We start from the raw sequence: 19,443 nt of genomic DNA on the forward strand, positions 1-19,443 counted from the left end.
GTCTTCTCAACAGTTGCGCGCACGGCCAGTCGATCAAGATCTAGAATCGGCCGGTGAGCGACCGCAAGCCGCCAGAGGTGGGTACACCAGCGGGCATGCGCGTGCTCAACCAACGCGCTGTGCTCGACCGGTTGCGCCGTCTGGGTGCGGCCACGCGCCCCCAGATCGCCAAGGACACCGGACTGTCCAAACCCACCGTCGGGCAGGCGCTGGTCGACCTCGAACGCCACGGCCTCGTGCGCCCGACGGGCCGCACCACCACCGGTCCTGGGCGCTCCGCGGTGGTCTACGAGCCGAATCCCTCCGCCGGGTACGTGCTGGGCGTCGACATCGGCCGCGAACGGATCCGGGCGGCGCTGGCCGATCTGGGCGGGTCCGTGGTGGCCCGCGTGGACGTGCGCAACCGCAGCCGATCGGCTGCCGCCCTCGTGCGCACGGTGACCGACCTGGCCGCACGCACGGTGGCGGACGCTGGGATCGCTCTCACGGACGTCGTGGTGAAGGTGATCGGCAGTCCTGGCGTGATCGATCAGCGCTCGCGGGTCGTGCGGCACGCGCCGCAGCTGCCCGGCTGGGAGTCGCTCGGCGTGCTGGACGGGCTGGAATCGGCGCTCGGGCCCGTGATGGTCGTGGAGAACGACGCGAACCTGGCCGCGTTGGGGGAGCACGTCTACGGGGCGGCCAAGGACGCGCGCGTGTTCGTGTGCGCGACGGTCGGCACCGGCGTCGGCATGGGCATCGTCGTGAACGGCGCGTTGTTCCGCGGCGCGCACGGGGCGGCCGGCGAGGTCGGTTTCCTGCCGTACGGGGAGTCCGCTTCGGACGTCCGTCGTGGACAGTTCGAGGACGCGGCGTCGGCGGGATCCGTTGTGGAGCTGGCGCGGGAACGCGGGCTGACGGCGCGCTCGGCCCGTGAGGTCTTCGGTCTCGCGCGCAAAGGCGACGATCAGGCGTTGGAAATCGTGCGGCTGGAAGCGGAACGGCTCGCGTTCCTCGTCGCCGCCGTGGCCGCGGTGATCGATCCGGAACTGGTCGTGCTGGGCGGTGGCGTCGGGTCGAACGTCGACCTGTTGCTCGCACCGCTGGAGGCCGCGCTGCGCACGATGACCCCGCTGACGCCCCCGATCGTGGCGGGCTCGCTGGGCGACGGCGCGGTGCTCTCCGGAGCAATCGCGATGGGCCTTGAGGCCGCACGTGAATTGGTCTTCGAAGTTACTCTCTGAGAGTAGTTGAGTAGCTCTCACCTGGTAATTCACTCAATTGTCGTAACTGTTAACGGCGTTATGTGGCTTAGCGTTACCGGCACCTCCACCTGGAGGGTTGTGTCCTTCCGTTGCAAGGGGAGTCGGTAGGGGGATGCGGGGGACGTAGCCCCCTACCGGCCGTGCACTGGGCAGGTGCCGCGCCCGCACCACCATCAGCCTGCCCAGTGCAGCAACGGGACTACCGGGGCGTCGGGCGGTGGACGTTCTCCGTCGTCGACTCGTGGTGGGTGGAGTCCGCGATCCACGCCCCCGGGATGGACGCGTCGAGCACGCCGTCCTCCAGCCACGTGTAGTCGCCGTCGAGAACCTGCCTGGCCAGGACCACGTCGCTGTCGTCGGTGTTCTTCCAGAGCTTCTCGAACAACTCGTCGACCCGGACCCGCGCCTGCTTGGCGAACGCGTCCGCGAGCGCCTGCGCGTTGGGGTTCGAGTCCTGCGCCGCCCGCACGCACGCGGCGCTGATCGCGAACAGCTCGGCCCCGATGTCCACGATCCGGCTCAGGAACCGCTGCTTGCGCTCCATCTTCCCCTGCCACCGCGACATCGCGTAGAACGTCTGCCGCGCCAGCTTGCGCGCCGACCGTTCGACGAACCGCAGGTGCTTGGCGAGCGGCCCGAACTCCGTGTAGCCGGCCGGGGTCTGGCCCTTGCCGACGACGAGCGTGGGCAGCCATTTGGCGTAGAACCCGCCTGCTTTCGCCGCCGCCTTCATCTTCGCGTTGCGGTCGGCGTCCGGGTCGATGATGTCGCCGGCCACGGACAGGTGCGCGTCCACGGCCTCGCGCGCGATCAACAGGTGCATGATCTCGGTCGAGCCCTCGAAGATGCGGTTGATCCGCAGGTCCCGCAGGACCTGCTCGGCCGCGATGCCGCGTTCTCCGCGCGCCGCCTGGCTCTCCGCCGTCTCGTAGCCGCGGCCGCCGCGGATCTGGACCAGTTCGTCCGCCACCAGCCACGCCTTCTCGGACGCGTAGAGCTTCGCGAGGGCCGCCTCGATGCGGATGTCGTGCTTGCCGGCGTCCGCGAGCTCGGAACTGAGGTCCAGCACGGCTTCCAGCGCGTACGCGGTCGCGGCGATGTAGGCGATCTTGCCCGCGACGGCCTCGTGCTTGCCGACCGGCAGACCCCACTGGATGCGCGAGCCCGACCACTCGCGGGCGATCTTGAGGCACCACTTCGCGGACCCGGCGCAGAGGGCGGGAAGGCTCAGCCGGCCGGTGTTCAGGGTGGCGAGCGCGATCTTGAGACCGGCGCCCTCCTTGCCGATGACGTTCTTCTTGGGCACCCGGACGTGGTGGAACCTCGTCACGCCGTTCTCCAGGCCGCGCAGGCCCATGAACGCGTTGCGGTTCTCGACGGTGATGCCCTCGGCGTCGGCTTCGACGACGAACGCCGTGATGCCCTTGTCCGGCACCTGGGCCATGACGACCAGCAGATCAGCCACGACACCGTTGGTGGTCCAGAGCTTCACGCCGTCGAGGATGTAGTCGTCGCCGTCCGGCTTGGCGATGGTGCCGAGCCGGGCCGGGTCCGAGCCGACGTCCGGTTCGGTGAGCAGGAACGCGGTGATCTCGCCCTTGGCGCACCGGGGCAGGAACTCCTGCTTCTGCTCAGGGCTGCCGAACATCGCGACGGGCTGCGGGACGCCGATGGACTGGTGCGCCGACAACATGGCGCCGATCGCGGGGCTGGCGGAGCCGACGAGCATCAGGGCCTTGTTGTAGTAGACCTGGGTCAGCCCGATGCCGCCGTACTCGGGCTTGATCTTCATGCCGAACGCGCCGAGGTCCTTGAGGCCCTTCAGGACGTCGTCGGGGATCTGGGCGTCGCGTTCGATGACGGTGTTGTCGATGTGGGACTCGGTGAACTTCCGGAGCTTCTCGAGGAACGCCTCGCCGCGTGCGCGGTCCTCGGCGGTGCCGCTCGGATGCGGGTGGATGAGGTCGATGCGGAAGTGACCGAGGAAGAGCTCCTTGCCGAAACTCGGTCGCTGCCAGCGGGTTTCCCGTGCTTGTTCGGCGACCTGCCTGGCCGCGCGCTCGTCGACGGTCATGGGTTACCTCCCAGTAGGTGTGACCCACGTTACTCGGGGGTATGCGGATGTCCACCTGCTCGCGGGGTGAAACCAGGTAACGGAAGTCCGCCCTTTCCGGGGCGGCCTCGCGCACTACAGCCAGCCGCGCCGAGCGGCGAGCTGACCGGCCTGGAACCTGCTCCGCGCCCCCAGTCGTCCCATCACGCCGGCCATGACTCGCCGCACCGACCGTGCGGAGGTGCCCAGTCGTGCCGCCGCCGCGTCGTCCGTGGAGCCGGCGGCGAGCAGGCGCAGCACGGTCCGTTCTTGTTCTGTCAGCCCGTTCTGCGCCGGAACGTCGGCGGCCATCGCGCTCGCCCACAGGTGGTCGAACCACGCCGCCAGCAGCGCGACCGTCTCCGGTGACGTGATGGTCACCGGAGACGTGCCCGGCACCACCGCGACGGCCGCGTCGCACAACACCAGTCCGGACGGCAGCCCCGCGTAGGTGCGCACCTGGTCGTGCCCCCGCAGGAAGGCGGGCACCGACGCGCGGTCCACGTCGTCCGGGTACAGGACGCGCACCGGCGTCCCGCGGGGCAGCAGGCGGACGTCCACCAGTTCGTCCGCGTCACCCGACATGCACAGGTCGATCCGGGCCTGTGCTCGCATCAGCACTTCCTGCACGTTGTCCATGCCGAAAAGGCTATGAAGCCGTCCGGGACAAAACCTGCAGACGACCTGCATGGCACCTGCACGCCTTTGTCCTGATCCGGCCACGGCGTTTCCGGACGTGCGGAAACCCTTGTCCCGCAGCACATTCGCCCGGCAAAGTTCACCCCACGATGTTCCTGATCGAACGAAATCTGAAGTGCGAAATCAATGCGGACGCGATCGAGCGGTCACAGCTTCTGAATCCTCGGATTCGCGTCGACGAAAAAGGTTCCCAGGTCGTGGCGATGGTGCCTGCCGCGACGAGGGAACAAGCCGAATCGATCGCCACGGAAATCTTGGGAGATTAGTCATGCGCGGAATCAAGCCGGTGCTCGCCGCCGTCGTCGCCAGCATCTCGCTCGCCCTCATGCCGATCGGGGCCGCCCAGGCCGCCCCGGCGACGCCGAGCTTCGGAGCCCAGATCGACCCGTACTCGCCGTACGACGGCCAGTCGACGTGCGAGGCCAGCGCCAAGGCCGGTCCGATCGGGGTGCGGGACCTGCTCAACGCCACCTACGGCACGCACACCGCGGGCATCAGCCGCAACTGCGACGGCAGCGTCAGCGAGCACCACGAGGGACGGGCCCTCGACTACCACTTCAACTACTTCGACGCCGCCGACCGCGCCAAGGCCGACGACTTCCTGAACTGGGTGCTCGCCGCCGACCAGCACGGCAACACGCACGCCATGGCCCGCCGCCTCGGCGTCATGTACATCATCTGGGACAACAAGATCTGGGAGGCCTACCGGCCGAACGCGGGCTGGCAGCCCTACTCCGGTGACAGCCCCCACCGCGACCACGTCCACATCAGCTTCAGCTGGTCGGGTGCGCACAAGCAGACGTCGTGGTGGACGCAGGCCGCACCTCAGGTCGGCCGGATCGGCGCCGTCGTCAACGGCACGCTGAACGTCAAGGAGGGCAACCTCTTCTCCGCGTGGGTGCCGCAGATCGGCAACGTCGCGAAGTTCGAGATCGACGGCGACCGGATCGGCGTGCTCACCACCGGCGGCGAGGTGCTGGTCAAGGACGGCGACCTCTACGCGCCGTGGGTCTCGCAGGTGGGCGGTGCCAAGGACTTCCACCTCGCCGGTGACCGGATCGGCGTGCTGCGCAACGACAACTCGCTGGCCGTGAAGGACGGCACGCTCTACGCGTCCTGGACCGAGCAGACCAGCAACGTCAAGGACTTCGACCTCACCCCGAACCGCCTCGGCGTCGTGTTCACCGACGGACTCGCGAGCGTCAAGGAAGGCGACCTGTACGCGGGCTGGGTCAACCAGCTCCCCGGCGCCAAGGACATCGAGCTGGCCGGCGGCCGCATCGGCGTGCTGCGGGGCGACAACTCGCTGGCCGTGAAGGACGGCACGCTCTACGCCTCCTGGACCGAGCAGACCGGTGACGTCGCGAACTTCGAACTGACGGGCAACCGCATCGGCGTCGTTTTCACGAACGGCATCGCGAGCGTCAAGGAGGGCGACCTCTACGCGGGTTGGGTCAACCAGCTCGGCGGCGCCAAGGACGTCGAACTGTCCGGTGACCGGATCGGCGTGCTGCGGGGCGACAACACGTTCGCGGTCAAGGAAGGAACCCTCTACTCCTCCTGGACCGAGCAGGCGAGCCCCGTCACGCAGGCCGACCTCACCCACCGCTGACCACCACCTCGCAGACAAGGACCAGGAACATGAGCAAGAAGATCGCGGCCGCGCTCGTCGGAACGGCCATCGCCACCACCCTGCTGGCAGGCGTCGGCGCCACCGCGGCCCAGGCCGCCGAGGCCGGCCCCAGGATCGGCGTCCTGATCAACGGCACGCTGAACGTCAAGGAGGGCAACCTCTTCACCTCCTGGGTGCCGCAGATCGGCAACGTCGCCAAGTTCGAGATCGACGGCAGCAGAGTCGGCGTCCTCACCACGGGAGGGGAGGTGCTCGTCAAGGACGGTGATCTGTACGCCCCGTGGACCACCCAGCTCGGCGGTGCCAAGGACTTCCACCTGGCGGGCAACCGGATCGGCGTGCTGCGCAACGACAACTCGCTGGCCGTGAAGGACGGCGACCTGTACGCGGGCTGGACCGAGCAGACCGGTGACGTCAAGGACTTCGACCTCACTCCGAACCGCATCGGCGTCGTGTTCACCGGCGGCCTCGCGAGCGTCAAGGAGGGCGACCTCTACTCGGGCTGGGTGAACCAGCTCGGTGGCGCCAAGGACATCGAGCTCGCCGGCGGCCGAATCGGTGTGCTCCGCAACGACAACACCCTCGCCGTGAAGGACGGCACGCTGTACGAGAGCTGGACCGAGCAGACCGGTGACGTCACGGACTTCGAGCTGACGCCGAACCGCATCGGCGTGGTGTCCGGCAACGGCACTGCGACCGTCAAGGAGGGCAACCTCTACGCGGGCTGGGTCAACCAGCTGGGCGGCGCCAAGGCGATCGAACTGGCGGGCGACCGGCTGGGCGTGCTGCGCACCGACAACTCGTTCGCGGTGAAGGAGGGCTCGCTCTACGCCTCCTGGACCGAGCAGGCGAGCCCGGTCAGCCAGGCCGACCTGACGGCGCCGGCGAGCGCTCCCGGCCAGGTCGTCACGCTGCAGGACCTGCGCAACATCTACGGCACGATCCCGAACGAGGCCACCGTGCAGCAGGGCCTGGAGTCGCTGAACGCCGAGATGATCCGGGGCGGCATCACCACGCCGGCGCGCAAGGCGGCGTTCCTCGCGACGCTGCGCAACGAGAGCGGCTTCCGCTACAACGCGGTGGAGGGCGGTGTCTCGGCCACGTACAAGGGCCGCGGCTACATGCAGCTCACCTCCGAGGCGAACTACCGCGGCGCCGGCGCGCACCTCGGCGTCGACCTGCTCGGCAACCCGGAGGCCGCCGCCAGCCTGCAGTACAGCGCCTCGATCGCCCGCTGGTACTGGACGGTCGCCCGCTCCGACTCGAACAACGCCGCCGACCACTACGACATGGGCCTGATCTCCCGCTACGTCGGCTACGCGGCGAGCTCCGCCGAGGACGCCGAGCGGTGCGCCGACTTCAAGTCCGCGCTGCGCTACTTCAACGGCGGCTCGCTGCCGGTCGGGGAGGGCGCGATCACCTGCTACCGCCACTGACCCGAAACGACACGAGGCCACCTCACCGCGGTGAGGTGGCCTCGGCCTTTGTCCGGAACTACCTGCGGTGCGTCACATCTCCCTGCGAGACGGAAGGCGCCTGGGTCGTCCAGGACGCCCAGAGCGTGCCCTCCTTGACCTGGAACGCCCCGTGCGTCTGCCGCACCCCGACGCGGTTGCCGGACAGCTCCACCGCGGCGGCGTCGCGCAGCTGGTCGACCCAGTCCGCGAACAGGTCGCCGTCCTTGACCCGCAGCAGGCCGCCGGAGAGCACCACGCCGACGCGGGTGGGCGTGAGGTCGAAGTCCACGACGTCACCGGTCTGCTCGGTCCAGCTCGCGTAGAGCGTGCCGTCCTTCACCGCGAGCGACCCGTTCGTCCGCAGCAGGCCGATGCGGTTGCCCGCCAGTTCGATGTCCCGGGTCCCGCCGAGCTGGTCGACCCAGCCCGCCGACAGGCCGCCGTCCTTGACCGTCGCGACGCCGTTGCCGAACACCACACCGATGCGGGACGGCGTGAGGTCGAAGTCGACGACGCCGTTGGTCTGCTCGGTCCAGCCGGCGTGCAGGTCGCCCTCCTTGACGGCGAGCGTGCTGTCCGTGCGCAGGACACCGATCCGGTTTCCGGCCAGGTGGAAGTCGCGGGCGTTGCCCAGCTGCGGCACCCAGTCCGCCCAGAGCGTGCCCTCCTTGACGATCACGTCGCCAGAGGTGGTGAGCACGCCGATGCGGTTGCCGTCGATCTCGAACTTCACCACGTCGCCGCGCTGGGGCACCCACTGCTCGTGCAGCGAGCCTTCCTTCACGTGCAGCGTGGACCCGGTCAGCACGCCGACGCGGCCGATCCGCGGCTCCAGGTAGGGCTCGGCGGCCGCGCGCGCCACGGGCAGCCAGTCCTGGTAGCGGGTGGTGCCGTAGGAGGCCTTCCACTTCGGCAGCCACGAGTCGCCCTGCGCCTTGTAGGCCTTCTGCGCCTCCTGGGCGTTGCAGGACGGCGTCAGGTAGCAGGAGTTGATCGTGCCGCCGGCCACGCCGAACTGGAAGAGACCCTGGTCGAGCTGGCCGTTCTCGTTCCTGTGCGTGGCGTCCGGGCGGCAGTGCGACTCGGTCATGCCGACGGCGATCGCCTGGACCAGCGCGTCGCCGGTGAAACCGGCCTGGTCGGCGTGGTAGGCGCACACTTCTGGGCCGCTGTCGGCGGCCAGCGCGGCGGTGGGCACGGCCGTGAGCGCGAGCGGCACAGCGGCTGCGGCGAGCAGGGCGCCCAGTCGTCGGGACATGGTGTTCCCCCAGTTGAGATGTGCTCCGGACGGTGTGGCGAGAACGCTAAACACCCACCCTGCACGAAACCTGTACGGCTATCGTCGTGACCGTCATGGAGATCGGAATCCTGGGGTCGGTCGAGATCTGGCACGGCGGCGAGCGCCTCGCCGCCGGGGCGCCGCAGCAGCGGTGCGTGCTCGCCGTGCTGGCGCTCAACGCGGGGCAGGGCGTGTCCGTCGACCGGCTGGCCGAGGCCGTCTGGGGCGAGGAACCGCCGGGGGACTGGCGTGGCGTCGTCCACGGTTACGTGTCGCGGCTGCGCAAGGTGCTCAAGCCCGCCGGACTGGAGATCGTCCGCCGCTCACCGGGCTACGCGCTCGACGCCGAGGTCGACCTGCACCTGTTCCGCAAGCTCGTCGCGGACGCCCGCGGATCGGCCGATCCCGCGTCCGGCCTGTTCAAGGCGCTGGCGTTGTGGCGCGGCACCCCGTTCGACGGTGCCGCGGGCTCGTTCGTGCTGGACCGGCTGCGGGACGGGCTCACGCAGGAACGGCTCGGCGTCGTCGAGGAGTGGGTCGAGCACGAGCTGCGGCTGGGCAGGCACCGCGAGGTCATCGGCGACCTGACCGTGCTGTGCGCCGAACACCCGTACCAGGAGAAGCTGGTCGGCCTGCTGATGCTCGCCCTGCACCGCAGTGGGCGGCAGGCCGAGGCGCTGCGCCGCTACGACGAGTGCCGGCGCCTGCTCGCCGACGACCTCGGCGTGGATCCCGGTGACGACCTGCGCGCGCTCTACGAACGCGTCCTGCGCGCGGACCCTGGGCTGAACCCGGCCCCCGCGGACGTTCCCGCCGCGCCGGTCGAACCGGTGCGCGCCCCGGACTCGCTGCCGTTCGACGTCCCCGACTTCACCGGTCGCGCGCTCGAGCTGGAACGCCTGGTCGAACTCGTCGCCGGACGGGGTGGCGTGATCTCCGTCGACGGCATGGCGGGCGTCGGCAAGACCGCGTTCGCCGTTCGCGCCGGGCACGCGCTCGCCTCCCGCTTCCCCGACGGCCGGTTGTTCGTCGACCTGCACGGTTACACCCCTGACCGGCAGCCCGTGACCGCCGAGGCCGCGCTGGGCGTGCTGCTGCGGTCGCTGGGACTGCCCGGCACGGAGATCCCGGCCGGGCTCGACGACCGCGTGGCCACCTGGCGCACCGCGATGGCCGGGCGGCGCGCGCTGGTCGTGCTGGACAACGCGTCGGACGCGGCTCAGGTCCGTCCGCTCGTCCCCGGCTCACCGGGCTGCGCGGTGATCGTGACGAGCCGTCGCCGGCTGCCCACTTTGGACGGTGCGGTGCCGCTGTCCCTGGACGTTCTTCCCGCAGTGGAAGCGGAAGAGCTGTTCCTGCGCGTGGTCGGCGAGGATCGCGGACCGGGCGCGGCCGAGCTGGTGTCGCTGTGCGGCTACCTGCCGCTGGCGGTCAGGGTGGCCGGCGCCCGGCTGCGGCACCGTCCACGATGGACGGTCGTGGACCTGGTCGAGCGGCTTCGCGTGGAGCAGCAACGATTATCGGAGCTCGCGGTGGACGACCGGGGCGTCGCCGCCGCGTTCACGCTGTCCTACGAGCACCTGGAACCCGCGCTGCGCCGCGTGTTCCGGTTGCTCGGCCTGCACCCCGGCGTGGACTTCGACGCGCACGCCGCCGCCGCGCTGACCGGTCTGCCGCGCCCGCGCGCCGAGGACGCGCTGGAGGACCTGCTCGACCACCACCTCCTCGAACAGCAGGTGCGCGACCGCTTCCGGTTCCACGACCTGTTGCGCGAACACGCCCTGGGGCTCGACGGTCCGAGAGAAGACGCGGACGTCCGCGTCCTCGACTACTACCTGGCCGTGGCGCACCGCGCGACGAACGTGCTGCAACCCGGCCGCCGTCAGGTGGACCCGGAACTGGCGCACCCGCCGTCGTCCCTGCCCGTCGTGGCCGACCTGCCCGCGGCCTCCGCGTGGTTCGCGGTGGAACACCCGAACCTGGTGGCGGCCGTCGCCCACGCCGAACGCCGTGGCGTCGAACGGCTGGTGCGCGACCTGCCCCGCAACACCGGGCACTACATGATCATTTCGCACCGCATCGACGACCTGATCGTGACGCAGGAGGCCGGCCTGGCCGCCGTGCGCAGGCTGGGCGACCCGCGCGAGGAGGCGCTGAGCCTGTCGCACCTCGCGCTGTCGTACTACATGGCCTGCCGCTATCGGCTGGGCGTGCGGCACGCGACGGCGAACCTCGAGGTGGCGCGCTCGCTCGGGGACGAGGTGAACGAGGGGTACGCCCTGGCGATCCTGGGCCTGCTGCACCAGCGGCTCGGTGAGTTCACCGCCGCCCGCGACTGCAACGCCCGAGCCGTCGAGCTGCGGTCGAACAGCACCGACTACCGCCTGGTCGCCATCTGCGTCGGGAACCTGGGCCGGATCGCGCTCGCGGCGGGTGACCTCGACTCCGCGTGGGCGTACCTCAGCAAGGCCCTGGTGCGCAGCCGGGAGATCTCCGAACGCAGCGAGGAGGCGTCCGTGCTGTCCGGGCTCGGCGCGACCCTGAGCAGGCAGGGCGACCACGAGTCGGCGTTGCGTCACCTCTACGAGGGCCTGGAGCTCGCGCGGGAGGTCGGCAACACCGACTACGTGGTGCGGGGACGGATCAAGCTCGCGGAGGGGCATCGGCGGGCAGGGCACCTCGAACGGGCGCTGGCCGTGGCCACCGAGGTCGTCGACGACCTGCGCAAGGGCGTGCTGGTCGACCACCTGGCGAGCGCGTGGAACGTGCTCGGGCGCGTGCAGAGCGATCTCGGCGTGCCCGCGTCGGCGTCGTTCGAGAACGCGCTGGAGCTCGCCACCCGGATCGAGTACCGGATCGAGCTCGCCCACGCCCTGCGGGGCCTGGGACGCGCGGAGGAGGCCGCCGCGCACTACCGCGCTATGGGCGTTGCGCAGTAAGCGAAAGGGCCGCCCGGTGAACGGACGGCCCTCTCACAGCGAACGAGTGACACCGGGTCACGGCAGCGGTGCGGCTCCGCGCTTGGCCAGGTAGTCCTTCATCAGCTCGGTCTCGGCGGACTGCGACTTCAGCATGTTGTCGGACAGCGTCCGCACGAACGGCATGCCGGCGGCGGTCGAGGCGTACTCGGCCATCGGCGCCCCGCCCATGTGGTGGCGGAGCATGAGCTGCAGCCAGTAGACGTCGAAATCGCGTCCGGCCGGCATGGTGCGCAGCTTGGTCAGTTCCTCGGTCGTGGCCATGCCGGGCATCAGCGGCTTGCCCGCTTCCGGCGTGCTGGCGCCGTGACCGTGGACTCCCGCGGCGTCCATCCACTTCATGTAGACGCCGGAGACGTTCTGCTCGTGCTCGTTCCACATCATCAGCCAGCCCTTCATCCGCCCCACCTGTTCGAGCTGGGTGGAGGCGATGTCGAACGCGAGCTGGCGGATGTCCGGTTCGGTCGAGCGGTCCCTGGCGACGTTCGCCATCTGGATGCCCTGCAGGTGGTGCATGGACATGTCCTGGCAGAAACCGACGTCCACGGAACCGGAGGCCGGGGCCGCGGCGGAGCTGGACGAGCCGGGGAGTTTCACGAGCAGGCCCACCGCCGCGCCCAGCAGGAGCACGGCGAGGACCGCGGCGCCGATCACGAGGGTCCGAGCCACCCCTGAGGGGCGGTCGGACACCTCGGTCTCGTCGGTGTCGGTGGGGTCGGACATCAGCTCGACGGGGGCGTCGAGACGGTGCCCGACGCGGGCGGCGTGCTGGCGTTCGGCTGGCCCTCGGTCTTGGACTCGTCCTTGCCGCCGTCCATCGGCACGGCGTCGGCGCCCGGCTTCTCGGCCACGAACGGGGCCGGGTTCGACAGGAACTGCGGGTTCTCGCAGGACGCGCCGACCTCGGGGTAGGTGTTCGGGTTGCGCAGCAGCGACGAGATGAACTGGTCGACGCGCTCGTCCTCGACGTTGTCCAGCTTCAGCTGGTGGCCCCAGGACTGCAGCGAGACCGGCTTGTCGAGGCCGGGGAACGGCGAGAGCGCCATGTACGGGATGCCCTCGACCTTGACCTTGAGCTTGTTGAGGGCGTCGTCCTTGACCTGGTCCGGGTTGTACGCGATCCAGACCGCGCCGTGCTCCAGGCCGTGGACGATGTTCTCCGTGCGGATGGCCTTGTCGTAGACGACACCGGTGCAGTCGGCCCACGTGGCGTCGTGCGGTCCGCCGAAGGCAGGAGTCTGGTCGTAGGCGACGCGCTGGGTCGCCTCGACGTGACGGGAGCCCTTGTACTCCTTGACCACGATGCCCGCGAGCTGCGTCGACGGGTCCTTGTTCGTGTCCGAGGGCTTCCACTTGGCCAGGGCGGCCTCTTTGACGTTGTTCGCGTGGATCTGCGAGTACGCATATCCGAAAACACCGCCCGCGAGGCCCAGCACTGCGATCACTGCGATGATCGTGCCCCACGGCTTAGGCTTGCTCGCCACCACCGAGGAACGGGCTGCGGCCACGCTGTTGCGTGTGGCCTTCGTCTTCTTGCCGCTGGTCATGTCCGCCTCAGATGTCGTCCTGGTCAACCGGCGCCAGTGTAGGGACATCGTGTCTGATCACTGTCAGCGCAGGGCGATACCACGTCCGCGTTAACACTTGCCGTCTCACCCTCCGAGACCCGGTAACCCGGTCGAGACCTGCGACAACGCTTCTCTAAACTGTTCCAGCGTGACCCCTGAAGCGCTCGCCGATCTGGTCCGGACCACGGTTGCCCAGTTGCTGGCCGACCGACGCCTGGACGCCTCTGCTCTTCCCGAGCGGGTGACGGTCGAGCGCCCCAGGAACCCCGAGCACGGCGACTACGCCACGAACATCGCGCTGCAACTCGCCAAGAAGGCCGGCGTGCAGCCGCGCGAGTTCGCGACGTGGCTGGCCGAGGCCCTGCTGGCCCAGCCCGCCATCGCGAAGGCCGACGTCGCCGGTCCCGGCTTCCTCAACCTCACGATCGCCACCGAGGCCCAGGGAGCGATCGTCCGCGCGGCGCTGGAGTCCTGGTACGGCACCGGCACCGAGCTCGCCGGCAAGCGGATCAACCTGGAGTTCGTCTCCGCGAACCCCACCGGCCCCATCCACCTCGGTGGCGCGCGCTGGGCGGCCGTCGGCAGCGCTCTCGGCGAGGTCCTGCGGGCCCGTGGCGCCGAGGTCGTCCGCGAGTACTACTTCAACGACGCCGGCGCGCAGATCGACAGGTTCGTCCGGTCGCTGATCGCCGCCGCGAAGGGCGAGCCGGCCCCCGAGGACGGCTACGCGGGCACGTACGTCAGCGACATCGCCGCCGAGGTCCTGCGCCGCGAACCGGGTGCGCTGAGCGACCCCGAGACGGTGCGCGCGGTCGGCGTCGGGCTCATGTTCGAGGAGATCAAGAGCAGCCTGCACGACTTCCGCACCGACTTCGACGTCTACTTCCACGAGGACTCGCTGCACCAGAGCGGCCGCGTGGACCAGGCGATCGCGAAGCTGAAGGCCAACGGCTCGCTGTACGAGAAGGACGGCGCCTGGTGGCTGCGGTCCACGGACTTCGGTGACGACAAGGACCGAGTCGTCATCAAGAGCGACGGCGACCCGGCGTACATCGCGGGCGACATCGCGTACCTCGTCGACAAGCGCGGGCGCGGCTTCGACCTGTGCATCTACATGCTCGGCGCGGACCACCACGGCTACATCGCGCGCCTCAAGGCCGCGGCGGCCGCCCTGGGCGACGACCCGGACAGCGTCGAGGTGCTGATCGGCCAGATGGTCAACCTCGTCAGCGACGGCCAGCCCGTCCGGATGAGCAAACGCGCGGGCACCGTCATCACGATGGAGGACCTGGTCGACGCGGTCGGCGTGGACGCGGCGCGCTACGCCATGATCCGGTCGAGCGTCGACTCCAGCCTCGACATCGACCTCGACCTGCTCCGCAGGCAGAAGGCGGAGAACCCGGTCTACTACGTGCAGTACGCGCACTCGCGCATCGCGAGCGTGCTGCGCAACGCCGTCGAGCTCGGCGTCACGCGGGGAGACGACCTCTCGCTGCTGGTGCACGAGCGGGAAGGCGACCTCATCCGCACTCTCGGTGAGTTCCCCAAGGTGGTGGCCACCGCCGCTGAGCTGCGCGAACCCCACCGGGTGGCGAGGTACCTCGAAGAACTCGGCGGTTCCTTCCACCGCTTCTACGACCGCGAGCGGGGCTGCCGCGTGCTTCCGAAGGGCGACGAAGAGGTCACCCCGTTGCACCAGGCGAGGCTCACGCTCTGCGCCGCGACCATGAATGTTTTCGGAGCGGGCCTCGGCCTGCTCGGCGTCACCGCACCGGAGCGAATGTAAATGCGAGCACATCCCGCTGGACCTCGGCACGCCGACGTCATGGCACCCGGCAACACCGCCGGAGACCGCCCCTCGACCGCCGACCAGCTCGACTACCTGCACCCGACGGTGTGGCCGCGCAACGCCTCCCGCAACGCTTCCGGCGTCGTGGAGCTGGCGGGCGTGGACGTGCGCGGGCTCGCGGAGCAGTACGGCACCCCGTTGTTCGTCATGGACGAACAGGACTTCCGCGCGCGTTGCCGCGAACACGCCGAGGCGTTCGGCGACCCGACTCTCGTGCACTACGCCTCGAAGGCGTTCCTGAGCGTGCAGGTCGCGAAGTGGGTGGCCGAAGAGGGCCTCTCGATCGACGTCTGCAGCGGCGGCGAGCTCGCCATCGCTCTGCGCGCGAACTTCCCGGCCGAGCGCATCGCGTTGCACGGCAACAACAAGAGCGTTCCCGAACTCGTCGCGGCGGTGGAGGCCGGCGTCGGCGGGATCGTGCTCGACTCGTACCACGAGATCGCGCGCCTCGACCAGATCGCGCGCGACCGCGGTGTGGTGCAGAAGGTGCTGATCCGCGTGACGGTCGGCGTCGAGGCGCACACGCACGAGTTCATCGCGACCGCGCACGAGGACCAGAAGTTCGGCTTCTCGCTGTCCTCCGGCGACGCGGCCGAGGCGGTGCGCCGCGTGCTGAAGGCGAGCGGCCTCGAGCTCGTCGGCCTGCACAGCCACATCGGCTCGCAGATCTTCGACGCGTCCGGCTTCGAGGTCGCCGCGCGCCGCGTGATCGGCCTGTTCGCGGAGATCCGCAAGGAGCACGGCGACGTCCCGTCGTTGAACGTCGTCGACCTCGGTGGCGGTCTCGGCATCGCCTACACGCCGGACGACGACCCGCCCCCGCCCGCGGAGCTCGCGCGGCAGCTGCACAACATCGTGCAGAAGGAGTGCGAGCACAACGGCTTGGAGATGCCTCGAATCGCGGTCGAGCCCGGCCGCGCGATCGTCGGCCCCGGAACGGTCACCGTGTACGAGGTCGGGACGATCAAGGACATCGAGCTGGACGGTGGCGCGCGCCGCCGGTACGTCAGCGTCGACGGGGGCATGAGCGACAACATCCGCACTGCTCTGTACGACGCGGTCTACGACTGCAAGCTCGTTTCGCGTGCCGCCGAGCCCGAGTCGAGGGCCGTGCTGTGCCGTGTCGTCGGCAAGCACTGCGAGTCCGGTGACATCGTGGTGCGCGACTGCTGGCTGCCCGATGACCTCGCGCCGGGAGACTTGGTTGCGATCGCCGCCACAGGGGCCTACTGCTACTCGATGGCGAGCGGGTACAACCGACTTCCACGGCCCGCGCTCGCCGCGGTGACCGACGGAGAGGCGCGGCTGCTGCTGCGTCGCGAGACCGAGGACGACCTGTTCCGGCTGGAGGTGTAGGCAGTGTCAGTCAAAGAGGCGGGCCCCGTGAAACCTATTCGTGTCGCGTTGCTCGGGTGCGGCACGGTGGGCACGGAGGTAGTCCGGCTGCTGACGGACCAGGCCGAGGACCTCACCCAGCGCATCGGCGCGCCGGTTGAGCTCGCGGGCATCGCCGTGCGCAGGCCGAACAAGCACCGCGAGGTGCCGGAGCACCTGCTCACCACGGACGCCGCGGCGCTGGTGAAGTCGGACGACGTGGACGTCATCGTCGAGGTCATCGGCGGCATCGACCCGACGCGCGGCCTTCTGCTGGAGGCGCTGCGCAACGGCAAGTCCGTCGTCACGGCGAACAAGGCGCTGCTGGCCGAGCACGGCCCGGACCTGTTCGAGGCGGCCGACGCGTCGGGTGCGGACCTCTACTTCGAGGCCGCCGTCGCCGGCGCGATCCCGTTGCTGCGCCCGTTGCGGGAATCCCTTGCGGGAGACCGGATCACGCGCGTCATGGGCATCGTGAACGGCACGACGAACTTCATCCTGTCCGCGATGGACGCCACCGGCGCGGGCTACCACGAGACGCTCGAGGAGGCCTCGCGCCTCGGTTACGCCGAGGCCGACCCGACCGCCGACGTCGACGGGTTCGACGCCGCGTCGAAGGCCGCAATCCTTGCGTCCCTTGCGTTCCACACGCGCGTGACGGCGTCGGACGTCTACCGCGAGGGCATCCGCGCGGTGTCGGCGGCGGACATCGCGGCCGCCAAGGGCCTCGGTCGCACGGTGAAGCTGCTCGCGATCTGCGAACGCGTCACCAGTCCGTCCGGTCAGGAATCAGTCGCGGTTCGAGTGCACCCGGCCATGATCCCCAGGACGCATCCGCTGGCCTCGGTCAACGGCGCGTTCAACGCGGTGTTCGTCGAGGCAGACGCGGCGGGGGAGATGATGTTCTACGGGCAGGGTGCCGGTGGCGCCCCCACGGCGAGCGCGGTCGTCGGCGACCTGGTCGCCGTGGCGCGCAACATGGTCGCGAGCGGACACGGTCCGCGCGAGTCGGCCTACGCCGCGCTTTCCGCGCAGCCCATGGGGAACACGCCGACCCGCTACCACATCAGCCTCGACGTGGCCGACAAGCCCGGTGTCCTCTCCCAGGTCGCCGCGGTGTTCGCCGAGCACGACGTGAGCATCGCCGCGGTGCGCCAGGAAGGCCGCATCGAGGACGCCAGTCTCGTGATCGTCACGCACGCGGCTACCGACGCCGCGCTGCGGTCCACTGTGGACAAAATCGGTGGCCTCCCCGTGGTGCGGGACGTCGTCAGCGTCATGAGGGTGGAGGGCGAAGAGTGAGCGCTGTCAGAGCTGGCTGGCCCGGTCTCATCAACGCCTACCGGGACCGCATCGAGATCCCCGAGGGCGCCGAGGTCGTGACGCTGCACGAGGGCGGCACGCCGCTGGTGCACGCGCGGCGCCTTTCCTCGCTCACCGGTTCGGACGTCTGGGTCAAGGTCGAGGGTGCGAACCCGACCGGCTCGTTCAAGGACCGCGGCATGACCGTGGCGATGACGTACGCGCTCGCCTCCGGCCTGAAGGCGGTCATCTGCGCCTCCACCGGCAACACGTCCGCCTCCGCTGCCGCCTACGCGGCCAAGGCGGGCCTGACGGCGGCCGTGCTCGTGCCCAGCGGCAAGATCGCGATGGGCAAGCTCGCGCAGGCCGTCATGCACGGCGCGAAGATCCTGCAGATCGACGGCAACTTCGACGACTGCCTGGAGCTCGCGTCCAAGACCGCAGCCGAGTACCCGGTGACGCTGGTGAACTCGGTCAACCCGGTGCGGCTCGTCGGCCAGCAGACCGCCGCGTGGGAGGTCTGCGACGTGCTCGGGCAGGCACCGGACGTGCACTGCCTGCCGGTCGGCAACGCGGGCAACATCACCGCGTACTGGAAGGGCTACACGTCCTACGACCAGGGCCTCCCGAAGATGTTCGGGTTCCAGGCGGCCGGTGCGGCTCCGCTCGTGTCCGGTGAGCCGGTGCCGAACCCGGAGACCATCGCGACCGCGATCCGGATCGGTTCGCCGGCGTCGTGGACCGGTGCGATCAACGCCCGCGACTCCTCCGGTGGCCTGATCGACGCCGTCACCGACGAGCAGATCCTGGCCGCGTACCGCCTGCTGGCGTCGTCCGAGGGCATCTTCGTCGAGCCCGCGTCGGCCGCGTCCATCGCCGGTCTGCTGATGACCGCCGAGGACGGCAGGCTGCCGCGCGGATCCACGGTGGTGTGCACCGTCACCGGTCACGGTCTGAAGGACCCCGACACGGCGTTGCTCGGCACCACCGAGGTCGAGCCGGTCCCGGTCGACCCCGGCGCCGTCGCGCACGCGCTGGAGCTGGCGTGAAGTTCCTCGTCTCCGTCCCCGCGTCGACCGCGAACCTCGGTTCGGGGTTCGACGCGCTGGGCATGGCGCTCGGCATGTACGACGACGTGGAGGTGGCCGGTGGCGAAGGCGTCGACGGCCTCTCGATCACCGTTGACGGTGCTGGTTCAGGCGACGTCCCGCTCGACGAGACCCATCTCGTCGTGCGGGCCGTCCGCGCCACCGGCTACACCGGTGGACTGGCGCTGAGGTGCCGCAACACCATTCCGCACGCACGGGGACTGGGCTCGTCGGCGGCCGCGATCGTGGCGGGTGTCGCAGCCGGGTTCACCCTGTTGGGTCGCGAGTTGGACACGGACGCGTTGCAAATCGCCGCCGAGTTCGAGGGGCACGCGGACAACGCGGCCGCGTCGTTGTTCGGCGGCGTTGTCGTTGCGTGGTCAGAGGGAGAGCGCTACCGCACGGTGCGGATGGATGCCGACGCACGCGTGCGCCCGTTCGTCCTCATCCCGTCGCAGGAGTCGTCCACCAAGACCACTCGCGGCCTGCTTCCGGCCGAAGTGCCGCACGCGGACGCCGCGCACGCCGCCGGGCGCGCTGCCCTGGCAGTGCACGCGCTGACGTCGGATCCGACGGTTCTCCTTGCGGCTACTGAGGATCGACTCCACCAGAACTACCGCGAGCCCGCATGGCCGGACACCGTTCGGGTGATCAACGATCTTCGCAAGCTCGGAGTTCCCGCCTGCGTGAGCGGAGCGGGACCCACCGTGATCGCCTTCGGTGATCTTCCTCCCGAGGTCGACGTGCACGGCTTCGACGTGCGGAGACTCGACGTCGACGCCGCCGGCGTGCGCGTTCGTCCATTGGACTGACACGCCCGACCCCGGTTGTTGCATGGTGGGGGACCGGCGTCTACTCTCGGGGGCGATCAGTCACCGCG

The 19,443-nt window shown here is 69.9% G+C and carries 15 protein-coding genes; 10 read left to right on the forward strand and 5 right to left on the reverse strand.

Translation table 11 applies throughout. From position 1 onward, the window contains the following. Positions 1 to 53: 53 nt before the first annotated feature. Positions 54 to 1,223, forward strand: a complete 1,170-nt coding sequence (locus ACIQF0_RS36220; RefSeq protein ID WP_401037339.1) for an ROK family protein — start codon at positions 54 to 56, stop codon at positions 1,221 to 1,223. A gap of 220 nt (positions 1,224 to 1,443) precedes the next feature. Here ACIQF0_RS36220 and ACIQF0_RS36225 read toward each other — a convergent pair whose 3' ends face one another. Both ACIQF0_RS36225 and ACIQF0_RS36230 read right to left on the reverse strand, forming a co-directional pair. Beyond that, positions 1,444 to 3,318 (reverse strand): acyl-CoA dehydrogenase family protein, encoded by a 1,875-nt coding sequence (locus ACIQF0_RS36225; RefSeq protein WP_401037341.1) that lies wholly within the window; start codon positions 3,316 to 3,318, stop codon positions 1,444 to 1,446. A 114-nt stretch (positions 3,319 to 3,432) separates the two neighbouring features. Continuing rightward, positions 3,433 to 3,975 (reverse strand): LuxR C-terminal-related transcriptional regulator, encoded by a 543-nt coding sequence (locus ACIQF0_RS36230; RefSeq protein WP_401037343.1) that lies wholly within the window; start codon positions 3,973 to 3,975, stop codon positions 3,433 to 3,435. 149 nt (positions 3,976 to 4,124) lie between these two features. Between ACIQF0_RS36230 and ACIQF0_RS36235 the strand changes: the two genes are divergently transcribed. The 3 genes from ACIQF0_RS36235 to ACIQF0_RS36245 are packed head-to-tail and all read left to right on the forward strand — an operon-like array spanning position 4,125 to position 7,104. Continuing rightward, on the forward strand, positions 4,125 to 4,301 hold the full coding sequence (locus ACIQF0_RS36235) for a hypothetical protein (protein ID WP_401037345.1): 177 nt from the start codon (positions 4,125 to 4,127) through the stop codon (positions 4,299 to 4,301). Between the two features lie 2 nt (positions 4,302 to 4,303). Further along, positions 4,304 to 5,647 (forward strand): hypothetical protein, encoded by a 1,344-nt coding sequence (locus tag ACIQF0_RS36240; protein ID WP_401037347.1) that lies wholly within the window; start codon positions 4,304 to 4,306, stop codon positions 5,645 to 5,647. Between the two features lie 29 nt (positions 5,648 to 5,676). Then, positions 5,677 to 7,104, forward strand: coding sequence for a glycoside hydrolase family 19 protein (locus tag ACIQF0_RS36245; RefSeq protein ID WP_401037349.1), 1,428 nt, complete (start codon positions 5,677 to 5,679; stop codon positions 7,102 to 7,104). Positions 7,105 to 7,162: 58 nt separating this feature from the next. Here ACIQF0_RS36245 and ACIQF0_RS36250 read toward each other — a convergent pair whose 3' ends face one another. After that, positions 7,163 to 8,383, reverse strand: a complete 1,221-nt coding sequence (locus ACIQF0_RS36250) for a hypothetical protein (protein ID WP_401037351.1) — start codon at positions 8,381 to 8,383, stop codon at positions 7,163 to 7,165. Between the two features lie 95 nt (positions 8,384 to 8,478). Here ACIQF0_RS36250 and ACIQF0_RS36255 point away from each other — a divergent pair, with 95 nt between their 5' ends. Further along, the gene (locus tag ACIQF0_RS36255) at positions 8,479 to 11,343 is read left to right on the forward strand and encodes a BTAD domain-containing putative transcriptional regulator (protein WP_401037354.1); all 2,865 of its coding nucleotides are present in this window, start codon (positions 8,479 to 8,481) and stop codon (positions 11,341 to 11,343) included. A gap of 57 nt (positions 11,344 to 11,400) precedes the next feature. On the opposite strand, the gene ACIQF0_RS36260 is transcribed toward ACIQF0_RS36255, so the two are convergent. After that, entirely contained in the window at positions 11,401 to 12,105 is a 705-nt protein-coding gene (locus ACIQF0_RS36260; RefSeq protein ID WP_360044038.1) for a DUF305 domain-containing protein, read from the reverse strand. Beyond that, the gene (locus ACIQF0_RS36265) at positions 12,105 to 12,929 is read right to left on the reverse strand and encodes a DUF3105 domain-containing protein (protein WP_360044058.1); all 825 of its coding nucleotides are present in this window, start codon (positions 12,927 to 12,929) and stop codon (positions 12,105 to 12,107) included. Before ACIQF0_RS36265 ends, ACIQF0_RS36260 begins: the two co-directional genes overlap by 1 nt. 169 nt (positions 12,930 to 13,098) lie before the next feature. Between ACIQF0_RS36265 and argS the strand changes: the two genes are divergently transcribed. The 5 genes from argS to thrB are packed head-to-tail and all read left to right on the forward strand — an operon-like array spanning position 13,099 to position 19,375. After that, positions 13,099 to 14,736, forward strand: a complete 1,638-nt coding sequence (gene argS, locus ACIQF0_RS36270) for an arginine--tRNA ligase (RefSeq protein ID WP_401037356.1) — start codon at positions 13,099 to 13,101, stop codon at positions 14,734 to 14,736. Further along, entirely contained in the window at positions 14,737 to 16,155 is a 1,419-nt protein-coding gene (gene lysA / locus ACIQF0_RS36275) for a diaminopimelate decarboxylase (protein WP_401037358.1), read from the forward strand. Between the two features lie 3 nt (positions 16,156 to 16,158). Then, positions 16,159 to 17,475, forward strand: coding sequence for a homoserine dehydrogenase (locus ACIQF0_RS36280; RefSeq protein ID WP_360044046.1), 1,317 nt, complete (start codon positions 16,159 to 16,161; stop codon positions 17,473 to 17,475). Continuing rightward, positions 17,472 to 18,524, forward strand: a complete 1,053-nt coding sequence (gene thrC, locus ACIQF0_RS36285; RefSeq protein ID WP_401037360.1) for a threonine synthase — start codon at positions 17,472 to 17,474, stop codon at positions 18,522 to 18,524. The genes ACIQF0_RS36280 and thrC overlap by 4 nt, the downstream gene beginning before the upstream one ends. Then, positions 18,521 to 19,375 (forward strand): homoserine kinase, encoded by an 855-nt coding sequence (gene thrB, locus ACIQF0_RS36290; RefSeq protein WP_401037363.1) that lies wholly within the window; start codon positions 18,521 to 18,523, stop codon positions 19,373 to 19,375. The genes thrC and thrB overlap by 4 nt, the downstream gene beginning before the upstream one ends. The last annotated feature ends 68 nt before the right edge of the window (positions 19,376 to 19,443 follow it).

Source organism: Lentzea sp. NPDC092896 (genome assembly GCF_044754905.1).
Taxonomy (GTDB): Bacteria; Actinomycetota; Actinomycetes; order Mycobacteriales; family Pseudonocardiaceae; genus Lentzea.

Coding starts and splice junctions, on each gene's coding strand:
- ACIQF0_RS36225 (WP_401037341.1), bottom strand. CDS start 3,318: ATGACCGTCGACGAGCGCGCGGCCAGGCAGGTCGCCGAACAAGCACGG.
- ACIQF0_RS36230 (WP_401037343.1), bottom strand. CDS start 3,975: ATGGACAACGTGCAGGAAGTGCTGATGCGAGCACAGGCCCGGATCGAC.
- ACIQF0_RS36235 (WP_401037345.1), top strand. CDS start 4,125: ATGTTCCTGATCGAACGAAATCTGAAGTGCGAAATCAATGCGGACGCG.
- ACIQF0_RS36240 (WP_401037347.1), top strand. CDS start 4,304: ATGCGCGGAATCAAGCCGGTGCTCGCCGCCGTCGTCGCCAGCATCTCG.
- ACIQF0_RS36245 (WP_401037349.1), top strand. CDS start 5,677: ATGAGCAAGAAGATCGCGGCCGCGCTCGTCGGAACGGCCATCGCCACC.
- ACIQF0_RS36250 (WP_401037351.1), bottom strand. CDS start 8,383: ATGTCCCGACGACTGGGCGCCCTGCTCGCCGCAGCCGCTGTGCCGCTC.
- ACIQF0_RS36255 (WP_401037354.1), top strand. CDS start 8,479: ATGGAGATCGGAATCCTGGGGTCGGTCGAGATCTGGCACGGCGGCGAG.
- ACIQF0_RS36260 (WP_360044038.1), bottom strand. CDS start 12,105: ATGTCCGACCCCACCGACACCGACGAGACCGAGGTGTCCGACCGCCCC.
- ACIQF0_RS36265 (WP_360044058.1), bottom strand. CDS start 12,929: ATGACCAGCGGCAAGAAGACGAAGGCCACACGCAACAGCGTGGCCGCA.
- lysA (WP_401037358.1), top strand. CDS start 14,737: ATGCGAGCACATCCCGCTGGACCTCGGCACGCCGACGTCATGGCACCC.